A 22,735-nucleotide genomic window follows, 5' to 3' on the forward strand; every position below is an offset into this window, starting at 1 on the left:
ATTTTTGGCGAAATTCGCTACTTTTATACTGAAAAGCTGAATATTAACGTGCCGTGAGTAAAAGTAGCGGAACAAGCTAATCCCTTAGCCTCTGTTCACTCCGTGGACTTCAGTTTGTTGATGCCCATCGCCATCACCTGCGAGGGGTGGAACAGCGATAAACTCTCCACCTGCGACAGCAGCAGCACCTTGCGGAAATCGAGCGCCGACATTGGCTCCGAGGCGAGATCGATATTATGGTCGTCATACCAGGCGCTGTAGTTATGCTCGACCCGCAGATCCAGCGTCTCATGGTTGCGGTAGCCGCTCAGCATCGGGATGAGCACAATGTTGTTAGCATCGCCGACATCAAAGGTGGCGGTATGGATCATGCCGATGTAGATACGCTGAGATTTCAGGGTGATCCATGCCAGATCGCCGCGCTCCATGCACTGGTAGATCAACCCTTCAATGCCGTTAGCGCGCGAGAGGTGTTTATACAACTCGCGGCGGCCAGGGATATCGAGGCGTGCGCTGCTGGACCAGTTCGAATGCCACAGGCAAAACAGCACCGCAAAGGAGAGCATAATCACTACCGGTGCCTGGATGCCGAGGAAGGTCCAGTTCATAAACGTCATATGCAGATGGTGCTCTTCCGGGCCAAACGTGGCGGGAAAAGTATTCATCACCGCCGAAGTGGCGAGCAGGCAGAGCCACACGACGGCGGTGGCGATAATCCCCTGCAGGACGAAGACGCAGCCGTAGAGCGCCACCAGAAAGTAGACGTCCCAGCCGAAGCTGCGTTTAAATTTAAAGCGTGTCGAGAGGTCGTGCGAGGTGTACCAGTAGCCGCAAACCATCAAAACCATGAATATCGCTGTACCCATCCCTAAGCCCTCTTCAATGCATCAACGTGCTCTCTAAAATCTTCCTGTACCCTTTTGCAGTGGATATTCACCGAGGCGTTGCCGTCAGCATCGACCACAATGCGCTCACCATCTTCAATCGAATCCTGGATTTCACTGTGACTCATCACCTGTAACAGCTTGTCAGGGCTGGCAAATAAAGAACGAAGTAATTTTCTCATTAATAAACCTCCGCAGAGAGTATAGAAACCATTTCATGAATGTGTGAAATTTCCGAGAAAATTCTGTGCGAGAGAGATCTAAAATTGAATTTATCTTTATAGACATGTTGAAACATCCTGAATGACTATTACCCGCTCAATAATAGTTGTTAAGGAGGCGTTTTTCGGGTTATTTCCCTTGTTTGTCAATAATCTTATCTTTCTGTATTTGTTAACTTTCTTATATTTCACACATTCAGGGTAAGACGCGCAAATTAAATTAAAGGGAATCTTTATTCAGCGCGTTTATATATTAATAAATGGACTGATTATTATGAATAAATCATTACTCGCACTGCTAATTACAGCAGCCTGTGCCCACGCCTCTGCACAAAAATTAACGGTTGAGGAGCGACTGAGCCAACTGGAAATGGCATTACAACGCAATATGACGGAGCTGGCGCAGGCAAAAGCGGAGCTGGAACAGGTCAGAGCAAGGGACGATAGTGGGGCAAAATCGACCGCACAGCCGCAGGCCGACGCGGCAGAAAAATCCCCTTATACGCTGAAAGAGATCAGCGAGTTCGTTAAAGAGGATATCGGTTTTGCCTGGCACGGCTATCTGCGTTCTGGCTGGGGTGCGGCCGGTAACGGCTCGCCAAAAGAGTACGCCATCGGCTCGCTGGGGCGTTTTGGCAATGAGTACTCATCATGGTTCGATTTAACCTTCTCGCAGCGGGTCTATGAGGAAGGGGGAAAGTCGGCGCATGCCGTTGTGCAGTTAGATGGCAACGTCGGCGCGCAGTACGGCACCGCGTGGTTCGACAAACACTCTGAAAATCTCCTGCAATTCTCCGATATCTACCTCACGGCGCGCGGTTTCCTGCCCTTTGCGCCGGAAGCGGATCTCTGGGTCGGTAAACACAACCTGCCGAAGTATGAAATTCAGATGCTGGACTGGAAAAGCCACCAGACTGACAGCGGTGCCGGGATCGGCATGGAAAACTGGGCGCTCGGCGCGGGCAAGTTCAATGTTGCGCTGGTGCGCCAGGATCTTGACGCCCATGCGGTGAATTACCCTGCCAGCCACAACACCCTTCAGGTCAACACCCACACTGTCGATCTTCGCTATAACGCCCTGCCGCTGTGGGATCGCGCCACGCTGGAGCTGTTTGGCCGCTACTCGCTGGCAAATAAATCTGCCACCTACCGGGCGGGTGAAAAAGCGGGGCAGTACTACAGCATTAAAGATGCGTGGTTAGCGGGCGCGATCCTGCGACAGAGCTTTAGCGCGGGCGGGTTTGAGGAGTTCACGCTGCAGGCGGCGGATAACGCGCTGGCGAGCGGCTTTGCGCTTATCTCCAACTCGGGAGCAACCTACGGCTACCGTGATAACTATTATGGTGAACACACCTACGGGCACGCGGTACGCGCCATCTCGCAGGGCGAATTTTACCCCTCATCGCAGATCGTGCTGGCGCACGCGCTGGTCTACGCCGCCGGGCAGGATATCTACAGTTATGACACCGGCGCGCATACGGATTTTCGCAGCTACCGGGCGGTGATGCGCCCGGCGTGGATCTGGGATAAACATAACCAGACGGGCGTCGAGCTGGCGTGGTTTAAACAAACCAACCGCCAGCAGGACGAGGATTACCGTGAAAAGGGGGTTAAAACCACGCTCTATCACGCGCTGAAAGTGGATACCAGCCTGCTAACGTCGCGACCGGAGCTGCGTTTTTACGCCAGCTGGATCCGCGCGCTGGAGAACGGCATCAGCCAGTTCCGCTTCGGTGACGAGCGGCGGGAGCAGTTCACCGTCGGCGCCCAGGCTGAGGTGTGGTGGTAAGTCACCAATGCGGCACAGAAATGCGCCGCACTATTGCTGCCAAACGCCCCCGGTATCAAGCTTGCTGATCTCTGATGCGCGCAAGGGTAGCGGCGAAGTTCGGCAGCCACTTCTCATGGGCCAGCAACATCTCGCGCGCCAGCACCTCGGCGTCACCATCGGAGTGCACCAGCGGGCTGAGGTTAAGCGCCAAAAGCACATCGTTAAACTTGCCGCTCAGGGCTGCCCGGCTGGCGGCGATCTCAAAGCCTTTGATGGTGTGGATTAGCCCCAGCACCTTGTCATCAAAGTGGGTGACGCGCGGATGCGGCGTTGCTCCTTCGCGTCCAATCAGGCAGGTCATCTCAACCGCCCACTCCGGCGGAATATTGTCGATATGGCCGTGATGGGGAATATTCACATAGTGCTCGGTCTGCTTATCGTTATAGATGGCGTTAATCACTTCGCAGGCCGCATCTGAGTACCAGGCACCGCCGCGCTGCTCCAGCGCCTGCGGTTTCACATCAAGGTTGGGATCTTTATAGAGCTCAAACAGCCCTTTTTCGATCTGCTGTACCACCTGCGCCCGCGCGCCGCCTTTGTAATATTCGCCAAGCTCAATCGCCAGCATCTCTTTCTGCTTAAAGTAGTAGAGCAGGTAGGAGCAGGGCAGCAGGTTGAGGGCGCGAATCAACCCTTCGCTAAACGGCAGCTCGAAGATGTTTTTCACCGACGATGGCTGCAACTTTCCGCTGGCGACGCCGTCGAGCAGCTCCGCGAAGCGCGACACGCCGTTCACCTGTACATCGCTGAGAAACACCATATGGTTGAGGCCGAAAAGGTCGAGCGCGATCTCATCACTCGCCTCCAGCGCCAGCACATCGCGGACAAACATCTTCATGCCGACAGGAATATTGCAGACCCCGATAAATTTCCTGAAGTCGGTATGGCGACAGACCGCTTCGGTCACCATGCCCGCCGGGTTGGTAAAGTTAATCACCCAGGCGTTCGGGCAGATCTCCTCCACGTCGCGCAGAATATCGAAAATGACCGGAATGGTGCGCAGCCCTTTAAACAAGCCGCCTGCGCCGTTGGTCTCCTGACCAAGATAGCCGTGGCTTAAGGGAATGCGCTCATCCAGCTCGCGCGCTTTCAGCTGGCCAACGCGCAGCTGGGTGGTTACAAAATCCGCGTCCTGTAGCGCCTCGCGGCGATCCAGCGTTTGGTACACCTTCAGCGGAATGCCCGCTTTTGCCACCATCCGCTGGCAGAGCCGGAAAATAATCTCCTGCTTCTCTCTTCCCTCCTCGACGTCAACCAGCCACCACTCCGTAATCGGCAGTTCGTGGTAGCGCTTGATAAACCCCTCGAGGAGTTCCGGCGTGTAGCTGCTACCCCCGCCGATAGTGACGACTTTCAGTTTCGGATTCATGCTCTCTCCTGTGGAGGGTCGCGCCAGCGGGCGTTACTGCGTGATTTCCGTCAACCGCTTGCGATAACTGTTGGGTGTAAAGGACGTCATTTTTTTGAATGTTTTAATAAACAGGCTTGGGCTGCTGTAGCCCGACTCCCAGGCGATATCGGCCACCGAGTAGTTGGTCATCTCGAGCTGCTTTTTCGCAAAGTCGATGCGGATCTCATTGATGATCTGCATCGGCGTTTTGTCGTAAAAGCGCCGGGTCGCGCGGGTAAGGTACTCCTGCGATTTGCAGGACAACCGCACCATATTCTCCAGCGCATTGTCGCTGAACTGGCGCTTATCGTGCATCGCTTCAACGGTGCTTCTCAGCCAGTGCGGAATATCCTCCATCACCTGCTCTTCGCGGTAGTGGCGCAGGCGATTGAGCACATAAAAGGTGACGGTTTCGATAAACTCATCCAGCCCGTTCTCGCGAAAATTGAGCGAGGCAATCACTGTTTCAACATAGGTCAAAAATGCGCTGTGCGTACGGTAAGGTTGCGAGGCAACAAAGCAGAATGGCAGCAGCGATTGATAGTACTGCTCGAAAAATTTGCGGCTGATCCCCACATTAAGGATCCGCGCGGCACCGTACTCATACACGCTCTGGTGGTGTGAACCGAGCGGGATAAAGACAAAGTCGCCGCGTTCCAGCAGCACGCGTTTACCGTTAATGACCTGGTAGTAACGCCCGGTCAGAACAAGGGTAAATTCATAATAATCATGCTGGTGCAGCCCGCTGGCGCTCTCCGATTTGTTGAAGATAAACACATGGAAAGGCTTTCCCTTAAAGAGCTGCTGTTCGTGGACGGTTTTGATCTCCTGTGTGCCGATCATTGGCGTTGGCTGCATCGTTCACTCCTTACGACTTGCTCGTACATGTCAAAATTTCAGCGCGTTGGCGATCGCTTTGCGCGCTTTCCTGCTTAATGAACGCTGCCTTTTTTTCTGGCGCGAACGCTCTTTATCTGCGTCCAGAGCTCCTGAAATGCTTCAATAATGACCGAAGCGGCAGGATACCTGCCTCATCATTAACGGTAAGCAAACAGGCTCGCCTGCAATATTGAAAGAGTAATATGCTTCTTTACCCTCAACGCGCGCGGCAATTATTCCCATTTTTGCCAAAAGGGCGTCAGTACATCTTCACAGGAGCCGTAAATTTGCGTTTAGTACTTTTTTCCTGAGATAAAACAAGTATACGGGAGCGTATCGGCGGGAGGTATTCTGCAATCTGCCACAATTATCTCTGGTTGACCGATTGCTATGCTCTTCTTCACAATTTCGGTAATTTTTTAGCGAGTCCGGAGAGGGCGCACGCTCCTCTCCGGCAAAAAATGTCCCTCAGGCAGCAGCAAAAATAGCTTTGCCGATCTCACGCGCTTTTTGCAGGCAAGCCTGTGGCGAACCGAGATCGGGCTGCATCAGCGTGGCGTTGGTTAACACCGGCGCGCCGCAATAGTCAAAAATACCGTGCGGGATTTGCGTGTTCCAGGATTGCGCATAGCCATGTTTTTCAAACGTTTTAGTGTCTGCGCCTCCTGTCGCCACCAAATGCACTGGCAGATGCCCCAGCTTCTTAATCACTTTGCCGGTGCCGCTATCTTCGTAGGCCCAGCCGTTGGCAAAGACGCGATCAATCCAGCCCTTTAACTGCGCGGGCATCGTCCACCAGTAGATAGGAAACACCAGTATTAAGGCGTCGGCTTTCTCAATCCGCGCCTGTTCAGCCTGCACATCGGCGGGCAGCGGGGCGGTCTTCATAAAGGCGTTGTAATCGGCGGCGGTGAAAGAGGGGTTAAACCCCTCGCGCGCCAGATCGGCGATCTCGACGCTGTGCTGCGCGTTTTCTTCGCGGATCCCTTCTGCTACCGCGTGCGCCAGGCCGTGGGTTAATGAGGTGTCGAGCGGGTGAGAGACTACGATCAGTGCATGCATGTTCTTCTCCTCGGTTGCCATTACGGATTAATCACCGTAGGCTTATATACTATCGGTAACCTACTATTAGTAAGTTACTAACGGTATATAAGCTTGTCAAGGAGGCAAATTATGGCCGATACGCGTGTACGCCAGCGGCTCTCGCGGGAAGAGCGCTACGCACAGCTGGTTGGGGTGGCGTGGCAGATCATTCATGAGTTGGGTACCGAAGCGCTGACGCTTGGCTATTTAGCCGAACGCGCGGGCGTCACTAAACCGGTGGTCTATGACCACTTCACCAGCCGCTCCGGGCTGCTGGCGGCGCTCTATCGCGAGTACGATCAGCGCCAGAACCGCAAACTGGAGGCGCTGCTGGAGCAGACCGCGGCGGAACTCCAGCCGCGCGCGGAAGTGGTCGCGAAAGCCTATATCGAATGCGTGCTGTTTCAGGGGCGCGAGATGCCGAGCCTGCTGGCGGCGCTGGCAGGAACGCCGGAGCTGGAGAAGATCCGCCGCGAATACGCGGTGGATTTCACCGGCACGTGCCGCACGCTGTTTGCGCCGTTTTGTGGTGCGCCTCTGCGCGACGCCGCGTTATGGGCGATGCTCGGCGCTGCCGAAGGGCTCTCCTGGGCGGCAGTGCAGGATGCGATTAGCGAACAGCAGGCGAAAGAGGAGCTGGAACGGGTGATTATTACCATGGTGCGCGCGACGTTGAGCGACGAGAGTGCATAAAACGCTCACCCGGGGTGCCATCACGACATATTAAGTTGTATTATGAATGCATCTTAATTATTGGTGATAAAGATGTCTGGACCACGCATCCTGCGGGAAAAATTGACCATCCGGAAGATGATTGCCCTCTATCAGCGCGCCTGCCCGGATGCGGTGAGCAGCACGGCACACTACGCGGATCTCTACGCCTACGCGGAGAAGCGGCTTGATAAGTGCGTCTTTGGCGAGGCGAAACCGGCCTGCAAGCAGTGCCCGGTGCACTGTTATCAGCCCGCAAAACGCGAAGAGATGAAGCAGGTAATGCGCTGGGCGGGGCCACGCATGCTGTGGCGGCATCCGATATTGACGGTGCGCCATTTGATCGACGATAAACGCCCGGTACCGGAGCTGCCGGAAAAGTATCGGCGCAAATAGCAAGTAGGCCGGATAAGCGTTTACGCGCCATCCGGCATTATCTCCGCGGCACCCTTGCCGGATGGCGGCTGCGCCTTATCCGGCCTACCAAAACGAGCCTTCAGCGACATCGTTGCGACATTTATCTGCAATATGACAGCAATGGGGTTGCCTCTGTCCGCCATCCATGGCGTCCAGACCTTGTCATTCACGCTTTGGTTCGCCGATTTCAGCGGGGACACAACCCCCTCGCTGTGAGATTTGATGTAAAGGGAAAATCTGTGTTGCTGAAGGAATGCCTGATGGCGGCTGCGCCTTATCAGGCCTACGAAACTCATGTTGCTGAAACGGAGTAGGCCGGATAAGCGTGTAACGCGCCATCCGGCAATTGTGCCGCGGAGATAATGCCTGATGGCGGCTGCGCCTTATCAGGCCTACAAAACCCTGTTTCTGAAACGGCGTAGGCCGGATAAGCGCAAGCGCCATCCGGCATTGGCGTTCAAAAAGGTTGCCGGATGGCACCTGAACCTTATCCACCCGACAAATCATCCTTATCAATCCCCAACCGTTTCATACGTGAGAGCAGCGTCGTGCGCTTCAGCCCCAACCGTTGCGCGGCGCCTTTTGGCCCGGCGACCACGCCGTTGGTCTCCTTTAACACGCGCACAATCAGCTGATACTCATCCTCCCCGTCGCGCGGCGACTCGGCGGGCGGCGTCGCGGGCATGGGCGGCATGGCGATCTCCGCCATCGAAAGCTGCAAGACATTGCCGCGCGTCAGCAGCACCGCGCGCTCAATCATATTCTCCAGCTCACGCACATTCCCCGGCCACTCCATCGCGCTCAGCACTCGCAGGGTTTCCGCCGGAATACTGTCGATATTGCGCCCCATCTTGCGGGCGATTTTGAAGGTGAAGGCTTTCACCAGCAGCGGAATATCCTCCGGGCGCTCGCGCAGCGACGGAAGCTGGATAGGAAACACATTCAGGCGGTAGTAAAGATCGCTGCGAAACTCGCGATCGGCGACCATCTTCTTCAGATCGCGATTGGTGGCGGCGATCAACCGCACATCGGTACGGATCAGTTTGTTACTGCCGAGCCGCTCAAACTCCTGCTCCTGCAACACGCGCAGCAGCTTCGGTTGCAGCTCGAGCGGCATATCGCCCACCTCATCAAGAAACAGCGAACTCTTATCCGCCAGCTCAAAGCGACCGATGCGCTGGGCGCTGGCGCCGGTAAACGCACCGCGCTCATGACCAAAAAGATCGCTCTCCATAAGCCCGGCCGGCATCGCCGCGCAGTTCATCTTCACCATCCGGCGGCTGTTGCGCTCGCTCAGGTTGTGGATAGCGCGGGCAATCAGCTCCTTGCCGGTGCCGGTTTCGCCGAGGATCAGCACCGTGCTGTTACTGCGCGCCACCATCTCCACCTGTTTCAGCACCCGCGACATCGCCTCGCTGCGGCCAATGATCTCGCCAAACTCGCTGTCGACCTTATTAAGCTGCTCGGTCAGCGCGAGGTTCTCATCCACCAGCCGCTCCTTCAGGCGATGGATCTCCTGGTAGGCCAGCGCGTTATCCACCGCAATGGCGATACGCTCGGCAATCTGACGAAGCAGCTTGAGGTTCGCCTGGGTAAAGACCTCTTTCTGGCACTGCGCCAGCTTCAGCACGCCGAGCAGGTTTTTGCCCGACATTAATGGCAACAGGCAGAGCGTCTGGATCTGGTTGCCCCAGGTCTCAAACAGCATCCGCTCATAGGGGGCAAGCTTGTCGCGCTCGTGCAGATTGAGCAGCAGCATCTCTTTACTCATAAACACGCGCTCCGTCAGCGTGCCCGCCTCGTCCGCCTCCTGGGTTTCGTGCGTCGGGTTGGCCTCATCAAGGTAGTGCGTGGAGTAGATAGTCAGCTTGCCTTTGCGGCTGCCGCGCAGCACCAGGCTGATGGCGTCAATGCCGAAGTAGTAGTGGATCTCTTTGGCGACTTCGCTCACCAGCTCATCCATATGCAGCCGCGAGAGCACAGCGTTAGTGATGGCGACCAGAATGCGGTAATCGTTGCGCTCCTGGCTGAGCAGGGCATAGTCCGGCGTGCGCCGGTCGCGGGTCTGCAACTGTTCAGCCACCACCGCAACTAACTGCGTCAGCGTATTGAGGCGATCCAGCTCGCGCTCGCTCCAGGGCTGGTCGTCATAGCGGAAGAACTCGCAGCCGCCGAAAATCTGCCCCTCTGCCGCCAGCGGCAGCAGCGCGTAGTGGGCGAAGGGTGGGTAGAGCCCGCTTGCGGCAAGGGCGGGCCAGGTCTCGTTAAACAGCTCCGCCGTACAGTGCAGCGCCTGCGGGTGCGAGAGAATATGCCGCACCGGCCCGCTCGCCAGCAGCGTCTGATCGCCATACTCCGCGCCCTTTTCCGGTGTCTGTACACTGTAGCGGCTCGCCCGGTGGCTATCTGCATGCCACAGCACAATCGCCGCGCCCTGCGCCAGCCCCGCCTGTCGTGCCAGTTGCGCCAGCGTTTCGCTGAGCGCCGCCACGTTCGGCTGCTGTAATAAAATCCGCGTGATATCGAAAAGCCCTTGCTGTCCGAGATCGCTCATCGGTGTATACGACATTTTGCTCATCCAGAAACACACCAACTGGTGTGAAAAATAACAACTAGCAGATCCGCGGTAACGGCTCCGCATGGGGGAGATCTAACAGGCGTTTTACGCCGTAAAGCCCGGCTAATCGCACGCCCTGTTGTTCGACGACTTCACCAATCATCGCCGCATCTTTACCTGAAGGGTGGGCGCGTAAGCGGCTGAGCGCCAGTTCGGCGCTGTCGCGCGCGACGGCGATCACCAGTTTGCCTTCATTGGCGAAGTTAAGCGCATCCAGCCCCAGCAGTTCACAGACGCCGCGCACCGCCGGGTTAATCGGCAATTTGCTCTCTTGTAATTCAATGCCATACCCGCAGGCGGCGGCAAACTCGTGCACCACCGCGTTGACGCCGCCGCGCGTCGCGTCGCGCAGGGCTTTGACGCCGGGCAGATCGCGCAGCGTTTCAATTAACGGCGTCAACACCGCGCAGTCGCTGCTTAACTCACCGTCCAGCCCCAGCCCTTCACGCAGGTTAAGGATGGTCGCGCCGTGGTCGCCCAGCGTGCCGCTCGCCAGCAGCACATCGCCCGGCTGTAACGAGGCCGCCGCCCAGTGAATAGTGGCGGGGATCGCGCCTATACCGGCGGTATTAATAAATAGTTTATCCGCCGCGCCGCGCTGCACCACTTTGGTATCGCCGGTGACAATGGCGATCCCGGCGTTGCGGGCAGTCGCCGCCATGCTCTCCACCACCTGTTTTAGGATTGCCATCGACAGCCCCTCTTCGAGGATAAAGCCGCATGAGAGGTAGCGCGGGATCGCACCGCTGACCGCCACATCATTGGCGGTACCGCAGACGGCGAGCTTGCCAATATCGCCGCCGGGGAAAATCAGCGGGTCAATCACATAACTGTCGGTCGAGAAGGCAAGCCGGTCACCGCCCGCCGCCAGCGCCGTGAGATCGAGGCGCGCCTGATCCTCCTGCTCCGCCAGCCAGGGGTTGGCGAAGGCCTGCATAAAAAGTTCGCCGATTAGCTGCTGCATCGCCTGGCCGCCGCTGCCGTGCGCCATCTGAACCTCATTCATACTTCACACTCCTGAGCACGATAGTGATACCAGGCGGCGCAGGCTCCTTCGGAGGAGACCATCAGCGCGCCAAAGGCGCTTTGTGGATTACAGGTGTTGCCAAACAGCGGGCAGTGGTGCGGTTTGCAGCGCCCGGTCAGCACGTCGCCGCAGCGGGCGCGCGGGTCGTCATACACCTGCTGCACCGCCGGCTGGAAATGGGCTTCGGCGTCAAAACGCTGATAGGGAGCAGTCAGATGCACGCCCGATTCGCCAATCATCCCCAGCCCGCGCCACTCGCTGTCGCCGCGCACGGTGAACACCTCGGCAATCGCCTCTTGCGCACGCCGGTTGCCCTCATCCGGCACTACGCGGCGGTACTGGTTCTCCACCTCGCTTCGCGCCGCAACTTTCTGCTCGACCAGCATCAGCACGCCCTGTAACAGGTCGAGCGGTTCAAAACCGGCGACCACCAGCGGGCGCTGAAACTCATCGGCGATAAAGGTATAGGCGTCGGTACCAATCACCATGCTGACGTGGCCGGGCGCGAGAAAGGCGTCGATGCCGTTATCGGGCTGCTCAAGCAGGCTGCGCAGGGTCGGGATCAGCGTGATGTGCTGGCAGAAGAACCAGAAGTTGTTGATATCGCGCGCTTTCGCCTGCTGTAACGTGATAGCGGTAGCGGGCATGGTGGTTTCGAAGCCGAGGCCAAAAAAGACCACTTTACGCTGAGGGTTTTTCTCCGCCAGCGCCAGCGCATCGAGCGGCGAGTAGACGATGCGCACATCCGCGCCGCGCGCTTTCGCTTGCAGCAGGGAGCCGTTTTTACCCGGCACGCGAATCGCGTCGCCAAAGGTGCAGAAGATCACCTCCGGGTGGCTGGCAATCTCCACGCAGGTGTCGATGCGTCCCATCGGCAGGACGCAGACCGGGCAGCCGGGGCCGTGGATAAACTCAATGTTCTCCGGCAGCAGCTGGTCGAGGCCAAATTTGAAAATGGCGTGGGTGTGGCCGCCGCACACCTCCATAATGCGCAGCGGTCGCGCGGCGGTGTAAGCCAGTGCGTTAGCGCGTTCACGCAGGCGGGCGATAAGCTGCATCACCTGCTCCGGGGCGCGGTACTCATCGACAAAGCGCATTATCCCTCCTCGCCGTAGAGCAGCGCGCCGACATCCGGCTCAACGTCAAACATGTTTTGCAGCGCCACCAGCGTTTCGCGCGCTTCCGCTTCGTTGATGATGCTCATGGCAAAGCCGACGTGCACCAGCACCCACTGGCCGATACGCGAGCGACCTTGCTCATCTTCACTGCCAACCAGCGTTAAATCGACATTACGCTGGATGCCGCTGACATCGACTTTCGCTTGCAGGCCGTCAATGGCGCAGATTTGCCCCGGAACGCCTATGCACATCGTTGCGCCTCCAGCCACTCAAGCCACGCGTCCATGCCTTCGCCTTTGGTGGCGGAAACCAGCAGGATCTCAATCTCCGGGTTCACCTCCCGGGCGTAGGCAATGCACTGCTCAACATCGAAGTTGAGGTAGGGGAGCAGATCGACTTTGTTGAGCAGCATCAACGAGGCGGCGGCGAACATATGCGGATATTTGAGCGGCTTATCTTCCCCTTCGGTTACGGAGAGCACCGCCACTTTATGCCGTTCGCCGAGATCGAAACTCGCCGGGCAGACCAGATTGCCGACGTTCTCAATAAACAGGATGCCCTGCTCAGCCAGCGGGAGACGCGGCGCGGCATCGGCAATCATCTGCGCGTCGAGGTGGCAGCCTTTGCCGGTATTAACCTGAATCGCCGGGGTGCCGGTGGCGCGGATGCGCGCGGCGTCGTTAACGGTTTGCTGATCGCCCTCAATCACCGCGCAGGGGAGGCGGTTTTTCAGGCGCAGCAGGGTTTCCGTGAGCAGGGTGGTTTTGCCGGAGCCGGGGCTGGAGACCAGGTTCAGCACCAGCTGCTGGCGGGCCGCGAAGCGCGCGCGGTTGCGGGCGGCGATGCGGTTGTTCTTATCCAGCACGTCGATCTCAACTTCCAGCATCCGCCGCTGGCTGATGCCCGGCGCGTGGGTTCCCGCTGCGCCGTGTCCATAATGCAGGTCGCCTTCGTCAAGCTGAGTCGGGCTGAATGCATCGGTTTTGACCCCGGTAATGGTCAGCGCCGGGCGCGTCGCCGGAGCGAAGGGGGCGCTGCGAAAGGCGGAGTGGGGGTTATGTTCATCGCCTTCTATATAGCGGTTTCCATCCTGACAACCACATGTCGTACACATTGCTTACTCCTCAATTTCCAGTCGCTGAATTTGCATACCGTCGTCGGCGACGATCTGCAACTGGTCGCTGTGGCATTGTGGACAGCGGCGTACACGCTGACTGAGTAACGTCACATACTGCTGGCAGGACTCACACCAGCACTCGGCCTGTTGTTGTTCGATATGCAGTCTACAACCTTCCGCCAGGCTGCCGCGGCAGACCAGATCAAAACAAAACGTTAAAGCGTCCGTTTCGACGCAAGAAAATGCGCCCACCTTCAGCCAGACGCCGGTGACCTTGCGTGCGCCATTCGCCGCCGCCTGTTGTTCAATCACCTCCAGTGCGCGCTGGCACAACGTGATTTCATGCATAACGCCTCCTTATCATTTCCCCTGCTAATGCAATAACAGTGCCACTCCCGGTTTAGTCAGGGTGACGATGACGACAATGACGAGATGACACGTCGAAACTCGCTCCTCTTTTTATAAAAGCATTGAAAATCAATTATTTGAAAACTGGCATGGATGATGCTTATCAGCAGTTGTTTCAATTAAGCGGGTAAGCTGAGATGACGATTTGGGAAATTAGCGAAAAGGCGGATTACATCGCCGGACGGCACCACCGTCTGCAAGAGGCGTGGCGCAGTTACTGCAATACGCTGGTTCAGGGCATTACGCTCGCCAAAGCGCGTTTGCACCACACCATCGGCTGTGCGCCGGAGCAGCAGCTCTGCTTCGTACTGTTCGATCACTTCACGGTTTATATCACCCTGAGCGGCGGTTTTAACGGCCATACCATTGAGTACGCGATTGCCAATAAAGGCAGTGAAGAGAAGCGTTTAATCGCCGAAGCGCGACTCACCAGCGACGGGAAAATTGATGGTCTGTTTGAGGTCCGCGATCGCGAAAAGGTGCTTGAGCACTACCTCGGCAAACTCGCCGCCGTCTACGACAACCTCTATGCCGCAATGGAAGCCGATACGCCGGTCAACCTCACCACACTTGCCCGCGACGGGCACTCGCCGGTGCTGGAGTGTCGACGGGTGTCGAGATGACACCGAAAGCGACATGTTTCGTCAAAAATGACTGCCCCTAAGCGGGCGACTCACCTGAGGATCGACTGGTGAACCGTTTTGTAATTGCCGACCCGGCGCTCTGTATTGGCTGCCACACCTGCGAGGCGGCCTGCGCCGAGACGCACCGCGCGTATGGTTTGCAGGCGATGCCGCGCCTGCGCGTCATGCGCAGCCAACATGAATCCGCGCCGCAGCAGTGCCACCACTGTGAAGATGCGCCCTGCGCCGGGGTCTGCCCGGTGAACGCCATCAACCGCGTGGATGGCGCGGTGCAGCTCAATGAGAGCCTCTGCGTTAGCTGCAAGCTCTGCGCGATTGCCTGTCCGTTCGGCGCTATTGAGTTTTCCGGCAGCCGTCCGCTGGATATTCCGGCCAACGTCAACACGCCAAAAGCGCCCGCCGCGCCGCCGATGCCTGCGAAAGTGAGCTCGCTGCTCGACTGGGTGCCGGGCGTGCGCGCTATCGCCGTGAAGTGCGACCTCTGCTACTTCGACGCCGACGGCCCGGCCTGCGTGCGCATGTGCCCGACCAAGGCGCTGCACCTGGTCAGCCCGCACGACATCAATCGCGCCAGCCGCCGCAAACGCGAGCAGACTCTTAATAGCGATTACGGCGATCTGGCGCAGTTTGCGCAGAATAACGGGAGTGCAAAATGACGCTTTTCTCTTTGCTGAGCGGCGCGGTCGTCACACTGAGCTGTGCGGCACTGCTGGCGGGCCTGCTGAGTGCGTTCAAAGCAGTGAGCGGCTTCTTCGCCGGTCTTGGCGGTGCGGCTGGCTGCCTGCTGGCGACGGCGGCCGGTGCTGGCGCACTGCTCGATGGGCAAACCGTGAGCGGTATTGTACCGCTCATCAACCTTCATCTGTTGCTCACGCCGCTGAGCGCCGTCTGGCTGCTGACGCTTGGCGTCTGCGGCTTCTTTATCAGCCTCTATAACCTGGCGTGGCACCGCCATCAGGCGGTAAAAGCCAATGGGCTTTTGATTAACCTCCTGCTGGCGGCGGCGATCTGCGCGGTGAGCGCAGCTAACTTCGGCGCGCTGGTGGTGATGGCGGAGATCATGGCGCTCTGCGCGGTGTTCCTCACCGGGTGCAGCGCCTCCGGCAAACTCTGGTTCGCCCTCGGGCGTCTCGGCACGCTGTTGCTGGCGCTGCTCTGCTGGCTGCTGTGGCAGCGCTACCAGACCCTCGATTTCAGCGTGTTGAGCCTGCACCCGCTGAGCGGCGGCACCTGGCTGCTCGGCGTGATCGGTTTTGGCCTGCTGGCGGGGATTATCCCGCTGCACGCCTGGGTGCCGCAGGCCCATGCCAACGCCCCGGCTCCGGCGGCGGCGCTCTTCTCCGCCGTGGTGATGAAAGTCGGGCTGTTCGGCATCCTGACACTCTCTTTACTTGGCGGGCAACCGCCGCTGTGGTGGGGCGTGCTGCTGCTGGCATTTGGTCTGCTGACCGCGTTTGTCGGCGGGCTGTATGCGCTGATGGAGCACAACATTCAGCGGCTGCTGGCTTACCACACGCTGGAGAACATCGGCATTATCCTGCTCGGCCTTGGCGCGGGCATCACCGGGCTTGCGCTGCGCCAGCCTGCGCTGGTGGCGCTCGGGCTGGTCGGCGGTCTCTATCATCTTTTCAACCACAGCCTGTTTAAAAGCACGCTCTTTCTCGGCGCGGGCGCGCTCTGGTTTGCTACCGGTTTTCGCGATATCGAAAAACTGGGCGGCCTCGGTAAACGCATGCCGCTTATCTCGCTGGCGATGCTGGTCGGCCTGATGGCGATGGCAGCGCTGCCGCCGCTCAACGGTTTCGCCGGTGAGTGGGTGATCTACCAGGCCTTCTTCCGCTTAAGCGCCAGCGGCAATTTTCTCCTGCAAGTGATGGGGCCGCTGCTGGCGGTTGGGCTGGCGATCACCGGCGCGCTGGCGGTGATGTGCATGGCGAAAGTCTATGGCGTCACCTTCCTTGGCGCACCGCGCAGCGCGCAGGCAGAAAATCCGCGCCCGTTGCCGTGGCTGATGAGTGTAAGCGTAGCGGCGTTGGCAATCTGCTGTGTGATTGGCGGTATTGCCGCGCCGTGGCTGCTGCCGCGCCTGTTCAGTGCCGTGCCGCTGCCGCTTGAAACGGCAAACACCGTGGTATCGCAACCGATGATTGCCCTGCTGCTGATTGCCGCGACGCTGCTGCCGCTGGTGCTCTTACTGCTGCTGAAGGGCGACCGTCTGCCGTCGCGCAGCAGGGGGGCGGCGTGGGTGTGTGGGTACGACCATGAAGCGTCGATGGTCATCACCGCCCACGGTTTTGCGATGCCGGTTAAAGCGGCCTTCGCGCCGATACTCGCGCTGCGCAAATGGCTGGAGCCAACGCTGTCGCTGCCCGTCTGGCGGGGCGACGCCGCGCCGCTGCTGTTTCGTCGCCTGGCGCTGATTGAGCTGGCGGTGCTGGTAGTTGTGGTGATTTCCCGAGGAGCCTGAAGATGAGTTTTCTGTTTGCTGTTGTACAGGCGCTGGTGCTGTTCGCACTTGCGCCGCTGCTTTCCGGCATCAGCCGCGTGGCGCGTGCGCGTCTGCATAACCGGCGCGGGCCGGGAGTGCTGCAGGAGTATCGCGATCTCTTCAAACTGCTTGGGCGGCAGAGCGTCGCCCCGGCGGCTTCCGGCTGGGTCTTTCGCCTGACGCCGCTGGTGATGGTTGGCGTAATGCTGACGATTGCCACCGCGCTGCCGGTGGTAACGGTGGCCTCACCGCTGCCGCTGCTCGGCGATCTGATCACCCTTATCTACCTCTTCGCCATTGCCCGCTTCTTCTTCGCTATCGCCGGGCTGGATACCGGTAGCCCCTTCACCGGGCTGGGTGCCAGCCGCGAAGCGATGCTCGGCGTGCTGGTGGAGCCGATCCTGCTGTTGGGCTTGTGGGTCGCGGCGCTGGTCGCCGGATCAACCCATATCACCCACATTACTGACACCGTTTATCACTGGCCGCTGCACGCCAGCCTGCCGCTCTTTCTTGCGCTCTGCGCCTGCGCTTTCGCCACCTTTATTGAGATGGGCAAGCTGCCGTTCGATCTGGCGGAAGCGGAGCAGGAGTTGCAGGAGGGGCCGCTCTCTGAGTACAGCGGTAGCGGCTTCGCCATCCTCAAGTGGGGCATCAGCCTGAAACAGCTGGTGGTGCTGCAACTGTTTGTCGGCGTCTTTTTACCCTGGGGGCAGATGACCGCCTTCAGCATTGGCGGTCTGCTGCTGGCGCTGGTTGTCGCGCTGCTGAAACTGCTGCTCGGCGTGCTGGTCATCGCCCTGTTTGAAAACAGCATGGCGCGCCTGCGTTTTGTTGCCGCCTCGCGCGTCACCTGGGCCGGTTTCGGCGTCGCCTTCCTGGCCTTTGTCTCCTTGCTGGCGACCTATTAAGAGAGTTCATCTATGTCTGAAGAAAAGATCGGCCAACACTACCTTGCCGCGCTGCATGAGAAGTTCCCCGGCGTGGTGCTGGACAGCGCATGGCAGACGAAGGATCAGCTGACCCTGACCATCAAAATCAACTATCTGCCGGAAGTGGTCGAGTTCCTCTACTACCAGCAGGGCGGCTGGCTGTCGGTGCTGTTTGGCAACGATGAGCGCAAGCTCAACGGCCACTTCGCCGTTTACTACGTGCTGTCGATGGAGCAGGGCGTCAAGTGCTGGATCACCGTGCGCGTCGAAGTGGATGCCCTGAAACCGGAGTACCCCTCCGTCACGCCGCGCGTGCCGGCGGCAGTATGGGGCGAGCGCGAAGTGCGCGATATGTATGGCCTAATCCCGGTAGGCCTGCCCGATGAGCGCCGTCTGGTGCTGCCCGACGACTGGCCGGATGAACTCTATCCGCTGCGTAAAGACAGCATGGATTACCGCCAGCGCCCCGCGCCAACCACCGATGCGGAAACCTACGAGTTCATCAACGAACTGGGCGATAAGAAGAACAATGTGGTGCCGATTGGCCCGCTGCACGTCACCTCAGACGAACCGGGCCATTTCCGCCTGTTCGTCGATGGTGAGAACATTATCGACGCCGATTACCGCATGTTTTATGTCCACCGCGGCATGGAAAAACTGGCGGAGACCCGCATGGGTTACAACGAGGTGACCTTCCTGTCGGATCGCGTCTGCGGCATCTGCGGCTTCGCCCACAGCACCGCCTACACCACCTCGGTGGAGAACGCGATGGGCATTGTGGTGCCGGAGCGTGCGCAGATGATCCGCGCCATTTTGCTTGAGGTCGAGCGCCTGCACTCCAACCTGCTCAACCTCGGCCTGGCCTGCCACTTTGTCGGCTTTGACTCCGGCTTTATGCAGTTCTTCCGCGTGCGTGAAACCTCAATGAAGATGGCGGAAATTCTCACCGGGGCGCGTAAAACCTACGGCCTGAACCTGATTGGCGGCATCCGCCGCGACATGCTGAAGGATGAGATGATCCAGACCCGCCAGCTGGCGCAGCAGATGCGCCGCGATGTGCAGGAGCTGGTCGATATGCTGTTAAGCACGCCGAACATTGAGCAGCGCACGGTCGGCATTGGCCGCCTTGATCCGCAAATCGCCCGCGACTTCAGTAATGTTGGCCCGATGGTGCGCGCCAGCGGCCACGCTCGCGACACCCGCGCCGATCACCCGTTTGTCGGTTACGGCCTGCTGCCAATGACCGTTCATACCGAGCAGGGCTGCGATGTCATTTCGCGCCTGAAAGTGCGCATCAACGAAGTTTTTACCGCCCTGAACATGATTGATTTCGGGCTCGATAACCTGCCCGGCGGCCCGCTGATGGTCGAGGGCTTTACCTATATTCCGCACCGCTTTGCTCTTGGCTTTTCCGAAGCGCCGCGCGGGGATGATATCCACTGGAGCATGACCGGCGACAACCAGAAACTCTACCGCTGGCGCTGCCGCGCGGCGACCTACGCCAACTGGCCGACCCTGCGCTATATGCTGCGCGGCAATACCGTCTCTGACGCGCCGCTGATTATCGGTAGCCTCGATCCTTGTTACTCCTGCACCGACCGCATGACGGTGGTGGATGTTCGCAAGAAAAAGAGCCAGGTGGTGCCCTACAAAGAGCTGGAGCGCTACAGCATTGAGCGTAAGCACTCGCCGCTGAAATAGAAGGAGCGTTGCAAGCCATGTTTACCTTTATCAAAAAAGTGATCAAAACCGGCGCGCCGATAAGCAGTTATCCGCTGTCGCCGATGCCGGTTGATAAAAATTTTCGCGGCAAGCCGCAGCACAACCCGCAGCAGTGCATCGGCTGCGCGGCGTGCGTCAATGCGTGCCCCTCTAATGCCCTGACGGTAGAGACCGATCTCGCCACCGGCGAGCAGGCCTGGCAGTTTAATCTTGGGCGCTGCATCTTCTGCGCCCGCTGCGAAGAGGTCTGCCCGACGGCGGCGATTACCCTGTCGCAGGAGTATGAGCTGGCGGTGTGGAACAAGGCTGACTTTCTGCAACAGTCGCGCTTTGAGCTGTGCCAGTGCCGCGAATGCGCGCGTCCCTTTGCCGTACAAAAAGAGATCGATTACGCCATCGCGCTGCTGGCGCATAACGGCGACACCCGCGCTGAAGCGCACCGCGCCAGCTTTGAAACCTGCCCGGCCTGTAAACGCCAGCAGTGTCTGGTGCCAACCGACCGGATTGAATTGACCCGCCATATGAAAGAGGCCAGCTAATGAGCCAGCTTATTGGACCGCGCGACGCAGAGGGCATTCCGCTGCCGATGACGGTGGAGGAGTCCATCGCCAGCATGAAAGCCTCGCTGCTGAAGAAGATCAAACGCTCAGCCTACGTCTACCGCGTGGATTGCGGCGGCTGCAACGGTTGTGAGATTGAGATTTTCGCCACCCTTTCGCCGCTGTTCGATGCCGAACGCTTCGGTATCAAGGTAGTGCCGTCGCCACGTCACGCCGATATTTTGCTCTTTACCGGTGCGGTCACCCGCGCGATGCGCTCCCCGGCGTTACGCGCCTGGCAATCGGCACCGGATCCGAAGATCTGCATCTCCTACGGTGCTTGCGGCAATAGCGGCGGGATCTTCCACGATCTCTACTGCGTCTGGGGCGGAACGGACAAGATCGTGCCGGTCGATGTCTATATTCCCGGCTGCCCGCCGACGCCTGCCGCCACGCTGTATGGCTTTGCGATGGCGCTCGGGCTGCTGGAGCAGAAGATTCACGCTCGTCTGCCCGGCGAGCAGGACGATCAACCGGCAGAGATCCTCCACCCCGAGATGGTGCAGCCACTGCGGGTCAAAGTGGATCGCACCGCGCGTCGGCTGGCGGGTTACCGCTATGGCCGCCAGATTGCCGATGACTACCTGCGCCTGCGCACCCTCGGCGAACATGAAGTGATGAACTGGCTGGCGCAGGAGAACGATCCGCGCCTGACGGAGATTGTCAGCCACCTTAACCAGGTGGTGCAGGAGGCGAAAATCTGATGGGGGAAACGGTGGTTTTTAGCCAGCTGCGGCGCAAATTTATCGATGAAAACGAGGCGACGCCGCCGCAGGCGCAGCAGGTGGTCTACTACAGTCTGGCTATTGGCCACCATCTTGGGGTGATCGACTGTCTGGAGGCGGCGCTCACCTGCTCGTGGGACGACTATCTGGCGTGGATTGCCACCCTCGAAGCGGGCAGCGAGGCGCGGCGGAAAATGGAAGGGGTGCCGCGCTATGGCGAAATCGTCATCGACAGTACGCATGTGATGCTGCTGGCGAACGCGTTTGACCGCGCGCTGGCGCAGCAAAGTGAAACGCAGCAGGCGTGGAGCCGCGAGTTACTGTCGATGCTGCATGATATTTACCAGGAGAGCGCCATCTATCTGATGGTCAGGAGGTTACGTGACTGACGTTTTACTCTGTGTCGGCAACAGCATGATGGGCGATGATGGCGCAGGCCCGCTGCTGGCGGAGATGTGCGCCGCGAAACCTGCCGGAGAGTGGCGGGTAATTGATGGCGGTAGCGCGCCGGAGAATGATGTTGCCGCGATCCGTGATTTGCGCCCGGCGCGGTTGCTGCTGGTCGACGCTACCGATATGGGGCTTAACCCCGGCGAGATCCGCGTGGTTAACCCGGACGACATCGCCGAGATGTTTATGATGACCACCCACAATATGCCGCTCAACTACCTGATCGATCAGCTGAAAGAGGATATTGGCGAGGTGATTTTTCTTGGCATTCAGCCTGATATCGTCGGCTTTTACTACCCGATGACGCCGCCGGTGAAGGCGGCGGTAGAGACGATCTATCAGCGGCTTGAGGGCTGGCAAGGGCAGGGCGGCTTCGCCACCCTTTAACGGCGACGTTTCTCTGCGTACATCACTTTGCCGCTCTCCTCCAGCATGTCGCGCAGGGTGGTGTACTTCTCATCCTGCTCAATCACGCCGTGAGAGTAGTTGATGTGGTAGTTTTTGCAGCCGCTCACCTCCAGCGCGTCCATTCGCGTTTGCAGGTCAAACAGGAAGGCATCGACATCGTGCTCGGCGCTGTTGCTGAGCAGCACGGCAAACTCCCCGCCGCCCATGCGCGCGGCGATATCCTGCTCCTGCAGGCATTTCGTCAGCGTGCTGGCGAAGGTTTTCACCACCGCATCCCCCTCTTTACTGCCCAGCACTTCATTGATCGACTTCAGGTTGTCGATGCTGAAATAGAGCAGGCTGAAGGGGGTGCTGTGCTCTTTCGACAAGGCGAAGCGCTTCTCGCCGGAGCGGTAAAAGCCGCGGCTGTTCGGCATGCCGGTCAGGGCATCGGTCATCGCCATACTGAGGATTAAAAACTCATCTTCGACGATGGCGGCGAAATCGAGCAGGGTGTTGATCTCCGCGCTGGAGAAGGGGCGCGGGTAGGTATCAATGATGCAGATGGTACCGGCAATGGCGCCATCCGGCAGACGTACCGGGCAACCGGCGTAGAAACGCACCCACGGCTCGCCGGTGACAAAGGGGTTATCGGCAAAGCGCGTATCCATCTGGGTGTCTTTCACAATAAAGACGCCCTCTTCGAGAATGGCATGGGCGCAGAAAGAGAGGTTACGCGGGGTTTCATGGGTATCGATGCCGCCGCGAGAGAGCAGCCACTGGCGATCGCGATCGAGCAGGCTAATCACCGCAATCGGCACATCGAAGGTAGTTTTCGCCATGCGGGTTAAGCGGTCGAAGCGTTCGTCATCTTTTTTATCAAGCAAATCCATCATGTATAAAGAGTGCAGACGCTCTTTTTCGTTGACTGGCATAGCTGGAAAAATCATATGACATCCTCGATAGGGCCCGTTTTCTAAAGTGTAGACATTTCTTGTAACGATTGCGTTATATATCCGTGGCTTGAGGATGGCTTCTACCCTTCGCACAAAAGGTGCATTGCCGCCTTCAGACGCGCCGCCTACAAT

24 protein-coding genes are annotated in these 22,735 nt (G+C 58.6%); 12 read left to right on the forward strand and 12 right to left on the reverse strand.

The features are described 5' to 3' along the window. Nucleotides 1-95 precede the first annotated feature (95 nt). Together EH164_RS04290 and EH164_RS04295 are read right to left on the reverse strand one after the other, a co-directional pair. Nucleotides 96-866: a hypothetical protein gene (locus EH164_RS04290; protein WP_124967408.1), complete on the reverse strand. Its 771-nt coding sequence runs from the start codon at nt 864-866 to the stop codon at nt 96-98. Between the two features lie 2 nt (nt 867-868). After that, nucleotides 869-1,066, reverse strand: coding sequence for a hypothetical protein (locus EH164_RS04295; protein ID WP_023481113.1), 198 nt, complete (start codon nt 1,064-1,066; stop codon nt 869-871). 313 nt (nt 1,067-1,379) lie between these two features. On the opposite strand from EH164_RS04295, the gene EH164_RS04300 reads away from it, so the two are divergent. Further along, nucleotides 1,380-2,894 (forward strand): carbohydrate porin, encoded by a 1,515-nt coding sequence (locus EH164_RS04300; RefSeq protein WP_124967409.1) that lies wholly within the window; start codon nt 1,380-1,382, stop codon nt 2,892-2,894. Between the two features lie 55 nt (nt 2,895-2,949). Here EH164_RS04300 and EH164_RS04305 read toward each other — a convergent pair whose 3' ends face one another. From EH164_RS04305 to EH164_RS04315, 3 genes are all read right to left on the reverse strand, one after another. Beyond that, nucleotides 2,950-4,305 (reverse strand): 6-phospho-beta-glucosidase, encoded by a 1,356-nt coding sequence (locus EH164_RS04305; RefSeq protein ID WP_124967410.1) that lies wholly within the window; start codon nt 4,303-4,305, stop codon nt 2,950-2,952. Nucleotides 4,306-4,338: 33 nt separating this feature from the next. Beyond that, nucleotides 4,339-5,184 carry a transcriptional regulator ChbR gene (gene chbR / locus EH164_RS04310; protein ID WP_124967411.1) on the reverse strand — a complete coding sequence of 282 codons (846 nt, stop codon included), beginning with the start codon at nt 5,182-5,184 and terminating at the stop codon, nt 4,339-4,341. A gap of 489 nt (nt 5,185-5,673) precedes the next feature. Continuing rightward, entirely contained in the window at nt 5,674-6,267 is a 594-nt protein-coding gene (locus EH164_RS04315) for an NAD(P)H-dependent oxidoreductase (protein ID WP_124967412.1), read from the reverse strand. A 111-nt stretch (nt 6,268-6,378) separates the two neighbouring features. Between EH164_RS04315 and EH164_RS04320 the strand changes: the two genes are divergently transcribed. Continuing rightward, on the forward strand, nt 6,379-6,981 hold the full coding sequence (locus EH164_RS04320) for a TetR/AcrR family transcriptional regulator (RefSeq protein ID WP_124967413.1): 603 nt from the start codon (nt 6,379-6,381) through the stop codon (nt 6,979-6,981). A gap of 72 nt (nt 6,982-7,053) precedes the next feature. Then, nucleotides 7,054-7,395 (forward strand): nitrous oxide-stimulated promoter family protein, encoded by a 342-nt coding sequence (locus EH164_RS04325; RefSeq protein ID WP_124967414.1) that lies wholly within the window; start codon nt 7,054-7,056, stop codon nt 7,393-7,395. Nucleotides 7,396-7,903: 508 nt separating this feature from the next. Here the strand turns inward: EH164_RS04325 and flhA are convergent. From flhA to hypA, 6 genes are read right to left on the reverse strand one after another with little or no spacing between them, the layout of a single operon-like run. Next, the gene (gene flhA, locus EH164_RS04330) at nt 7,904-9,985 is read right to left on the reverse strand and encodes a formate hydrogenlyase transcriptional activator FlhA (protein WP_124967415.1); all 2,082 of its coding nucleotides are present in this window, start codon (nt 9,983-9,985) and stop codon (nt 7,904-7,906) included. A gap of 43 nt (nt 9,986-10,028) precedes the next feature. Beyond that, nucleotides 10,029-11,039 carry a hydrogenase expression/formation protein HypE gene (hypE, locus tag EH164_RS04335; RefSeq protein ID WP_124967416.1) on the reverse strand — a complete coding sequence of 337 codons (1,011 nt, stop codon included), beginning with the start codon at nt 11,037-11,039 and terminating at the stop codon, nt 10,029-10,031. Beyond that, nucleotides 11,036-12,157 carry a hydrogenase formation protein HypD gene (hypD, locus tag EH164_RS04340; RefSeq protein WP_124967417.1) on the reverse strand — a complete coding sequence of 374 codons (1,122 nt, stop codon included), beginning with the start codon at nt 12,155-12,157 and terminating at the stop codon, nt 11,036-11,038. The genes hypE and hypD overlap by 4 nt, the downstream gene beginning before the upstream one ends. Then, nucleotides 12,157-12,429, reverse strand: a complete 273-nt coding sequence (locus EH164_RS04345) for a HypC/HybG/HupF family hydrogenase formation chaperone (RefSeq protein WP_124967418.1) — start codon at nt 12,427-12,429, stop codon at nt 12,157-12,159. The genes hypD and EH164_RS04345 overlap by 1 nt, the downstream gene beginning before the upstream one ends. Continuing rightward, nucleotides 12,420-13,292, reverse strand: coding sequence for a hydrogenase nickel incorporation protein HypB (gene hypB, locus EH164_RS04350; protein ID WP_124967419.1), 873 nt, complete (start codon nt 13,290-13,292; stop codon nt 12,420-12,422). The genes EH164_RS04345 and hypB overlap by 10 nt, the downstream gene beginning before the upstream one ends. A gap of 3 nt (nt 13,293-13,295) precedes the next feature. Next, the gene (hypA, locus tag EH164_RS04355) at nt 13,296-13,643 is read right to left on the reverse strand and encodes a hydrogenase maturation nickel metallochaperone HypA (RefSeq protein WP_023480549.1); all 348 of its coding nucleotides are present in this window, start codon (nt 13,641-13,643) and stop codon (nt 13,296-13,298) included. 197 nt (nt 13,644-13,840) lie between these two features. Between hypA and hycA the strand changes: the two genes are divergently transcribed. The 9 genes from hycA (at nt 13,841) to hycI (ending at nt 21,647) form a co-directional block, all read left to right on the forward strand. After that, on the forward strand, nt 13,841-14,326 hold the full coding sequence (gene hycA, locus EH164_RS04360; RefSeq protein WP_124967420.1) for a formate hydrogenlyase regulator HycA: 486 nt from the start codon (nt 13,841-13,843) through the stop codon (nt 14,324-14,326). A 68-nt stretch (nt 14,327-14,394) separates the two neighbouring features. Beyond that, the gene (locus tag EH164_RS04370; RefSeq protein ID WP_124967421.1) at nt 14,395-15,003 is read left to right on the forward strand and encodes a 4Fe-4S dicluster domain-containing protein; all 609 of its coding nucleotides are present in this window, start codon (nt 14,395-14,397) and stop codon (nt 15,001-15,003) included. Beyond that, on the forward strand, nt 15,000-16,814 hold the full coding sequence (gene hycC / locus EH164_RS04375; protein WP_124967422.1) for a formate hydrogenlyase subunit 3: 1,815 nt from the start codon (nt 15,000-15,002) through the stop codon (nt 16,812-16,814). The genes EH164_RS04370 and hycC overlap by 4 nt, the downstream gene beginning before the upstream one ends. A gap of 2 nt (nt 16,815-16,816) precedes the next feature. Continuing rightward, nucleotides 16,817-17,743 carry a respiratory chain complex I subunit 1 family protein gene (locus tag EH164_RS04380; RefSeq protein ID WP_124967423.1) on the forward strand — a complete coding sequence of 309 codons (927 nt, stop codon included), beginning with the start codon at nt 16,817-16,819 and terminating at the stop codon, nt 17,741-17,743. A 12-nt stretch (nt 17,744-17,755) separates the two neighbouring features. Beyond that, nucleotides 17,756-19,465, forward strand: a complete 1,710-nt coding sequence (gene hycE / locus EH164_RS04385; RefSeq protein WP_023480644.1) for a formate hydrogenlyase subunit HycE — start codon at nt 17,756-17,758, stop codon at nt 19,463-19,465. Between the two features lie 17 nt (nt 19,466-19,482). Further along, nucleotides 19,483-20,025: a formate hydrogenlyase complex iron-sulfur subunit gene (locus EH164_RS04390; protein ID WP_124967424.1), complete on the forward strand. Its 543-nt coding sequence runs from the start codon at nt 19,483-19,485 to the stop codon at nt 20,023-20,025. Then, nucleotides 20,025-20,789 (forward strand): NADH-quinone oxidoreductase subunit B family protein, encoded by a 765-nt coding sequence (locus EH164_RS04395; protein WP_124967425.1) that lies wholly within the window; start codon nt 20,025-20,027, stop codon nt 20,787-20,789. The genes EH164_RS04390 and EH164_RS04395 overlap by 1 nt, the downstream gene beginning before the upstream one ends. Next, nucleotides 20,789-21,199, forward strand: coding sequence for a formate hydrogenlyase maturation HycH family protein (locus tag EH164_RS04400; protein WP_054804325.1), 411 nt, complete (start codon nt 20,789-20,791; stop codon nt 21,197-21,199). The genes EH164_RS04395 and EH164_RS04400 overlap by 1 nt, the downstream gene beginning before the upstream one ends. Next, entirely contained in the window at nt 21,192-21,647 is a 456-nt protein-coding gene (gene hycI / locus EH164_RS04405) for a hydrogenase maturation peptidase HycI (protein ID WP_124967426.1), read from the forward strand. Before EH164_RS04400 ends, hycI begins: the two co-directional genes overlap by 8 nt. Here the strand turns inward: hycI and EH164_RS04410 are convergent. Beyond that, nucleotides 21,644-22,597 (reverse strand): diguanylate cyclase, encoded by a 954-nt coding sequence (locus EH164_RS04410; RefSeq protein WP_124967427.1) that lies wholly within the window; start codon nt 22,595-22,597, stop codon nt 21,644-21,646. The genes hycI and EH164_RS04410 overlap by 4 nt on opposite strands. Nucleotides 22,598-22,735 lie beyond the last annotated feature (138 nt).

The sequence above is a fragment of the Kosakonia sp. CCTCC M2018092 genome (assembly GCF_003864115.1).
Lineage (GTDB): Bacteria > Pseudomonadota > Gammaproteobacteria > Enterobacterales > Enterobacteriaceae > Kosakonia > Kosakonia cowanii.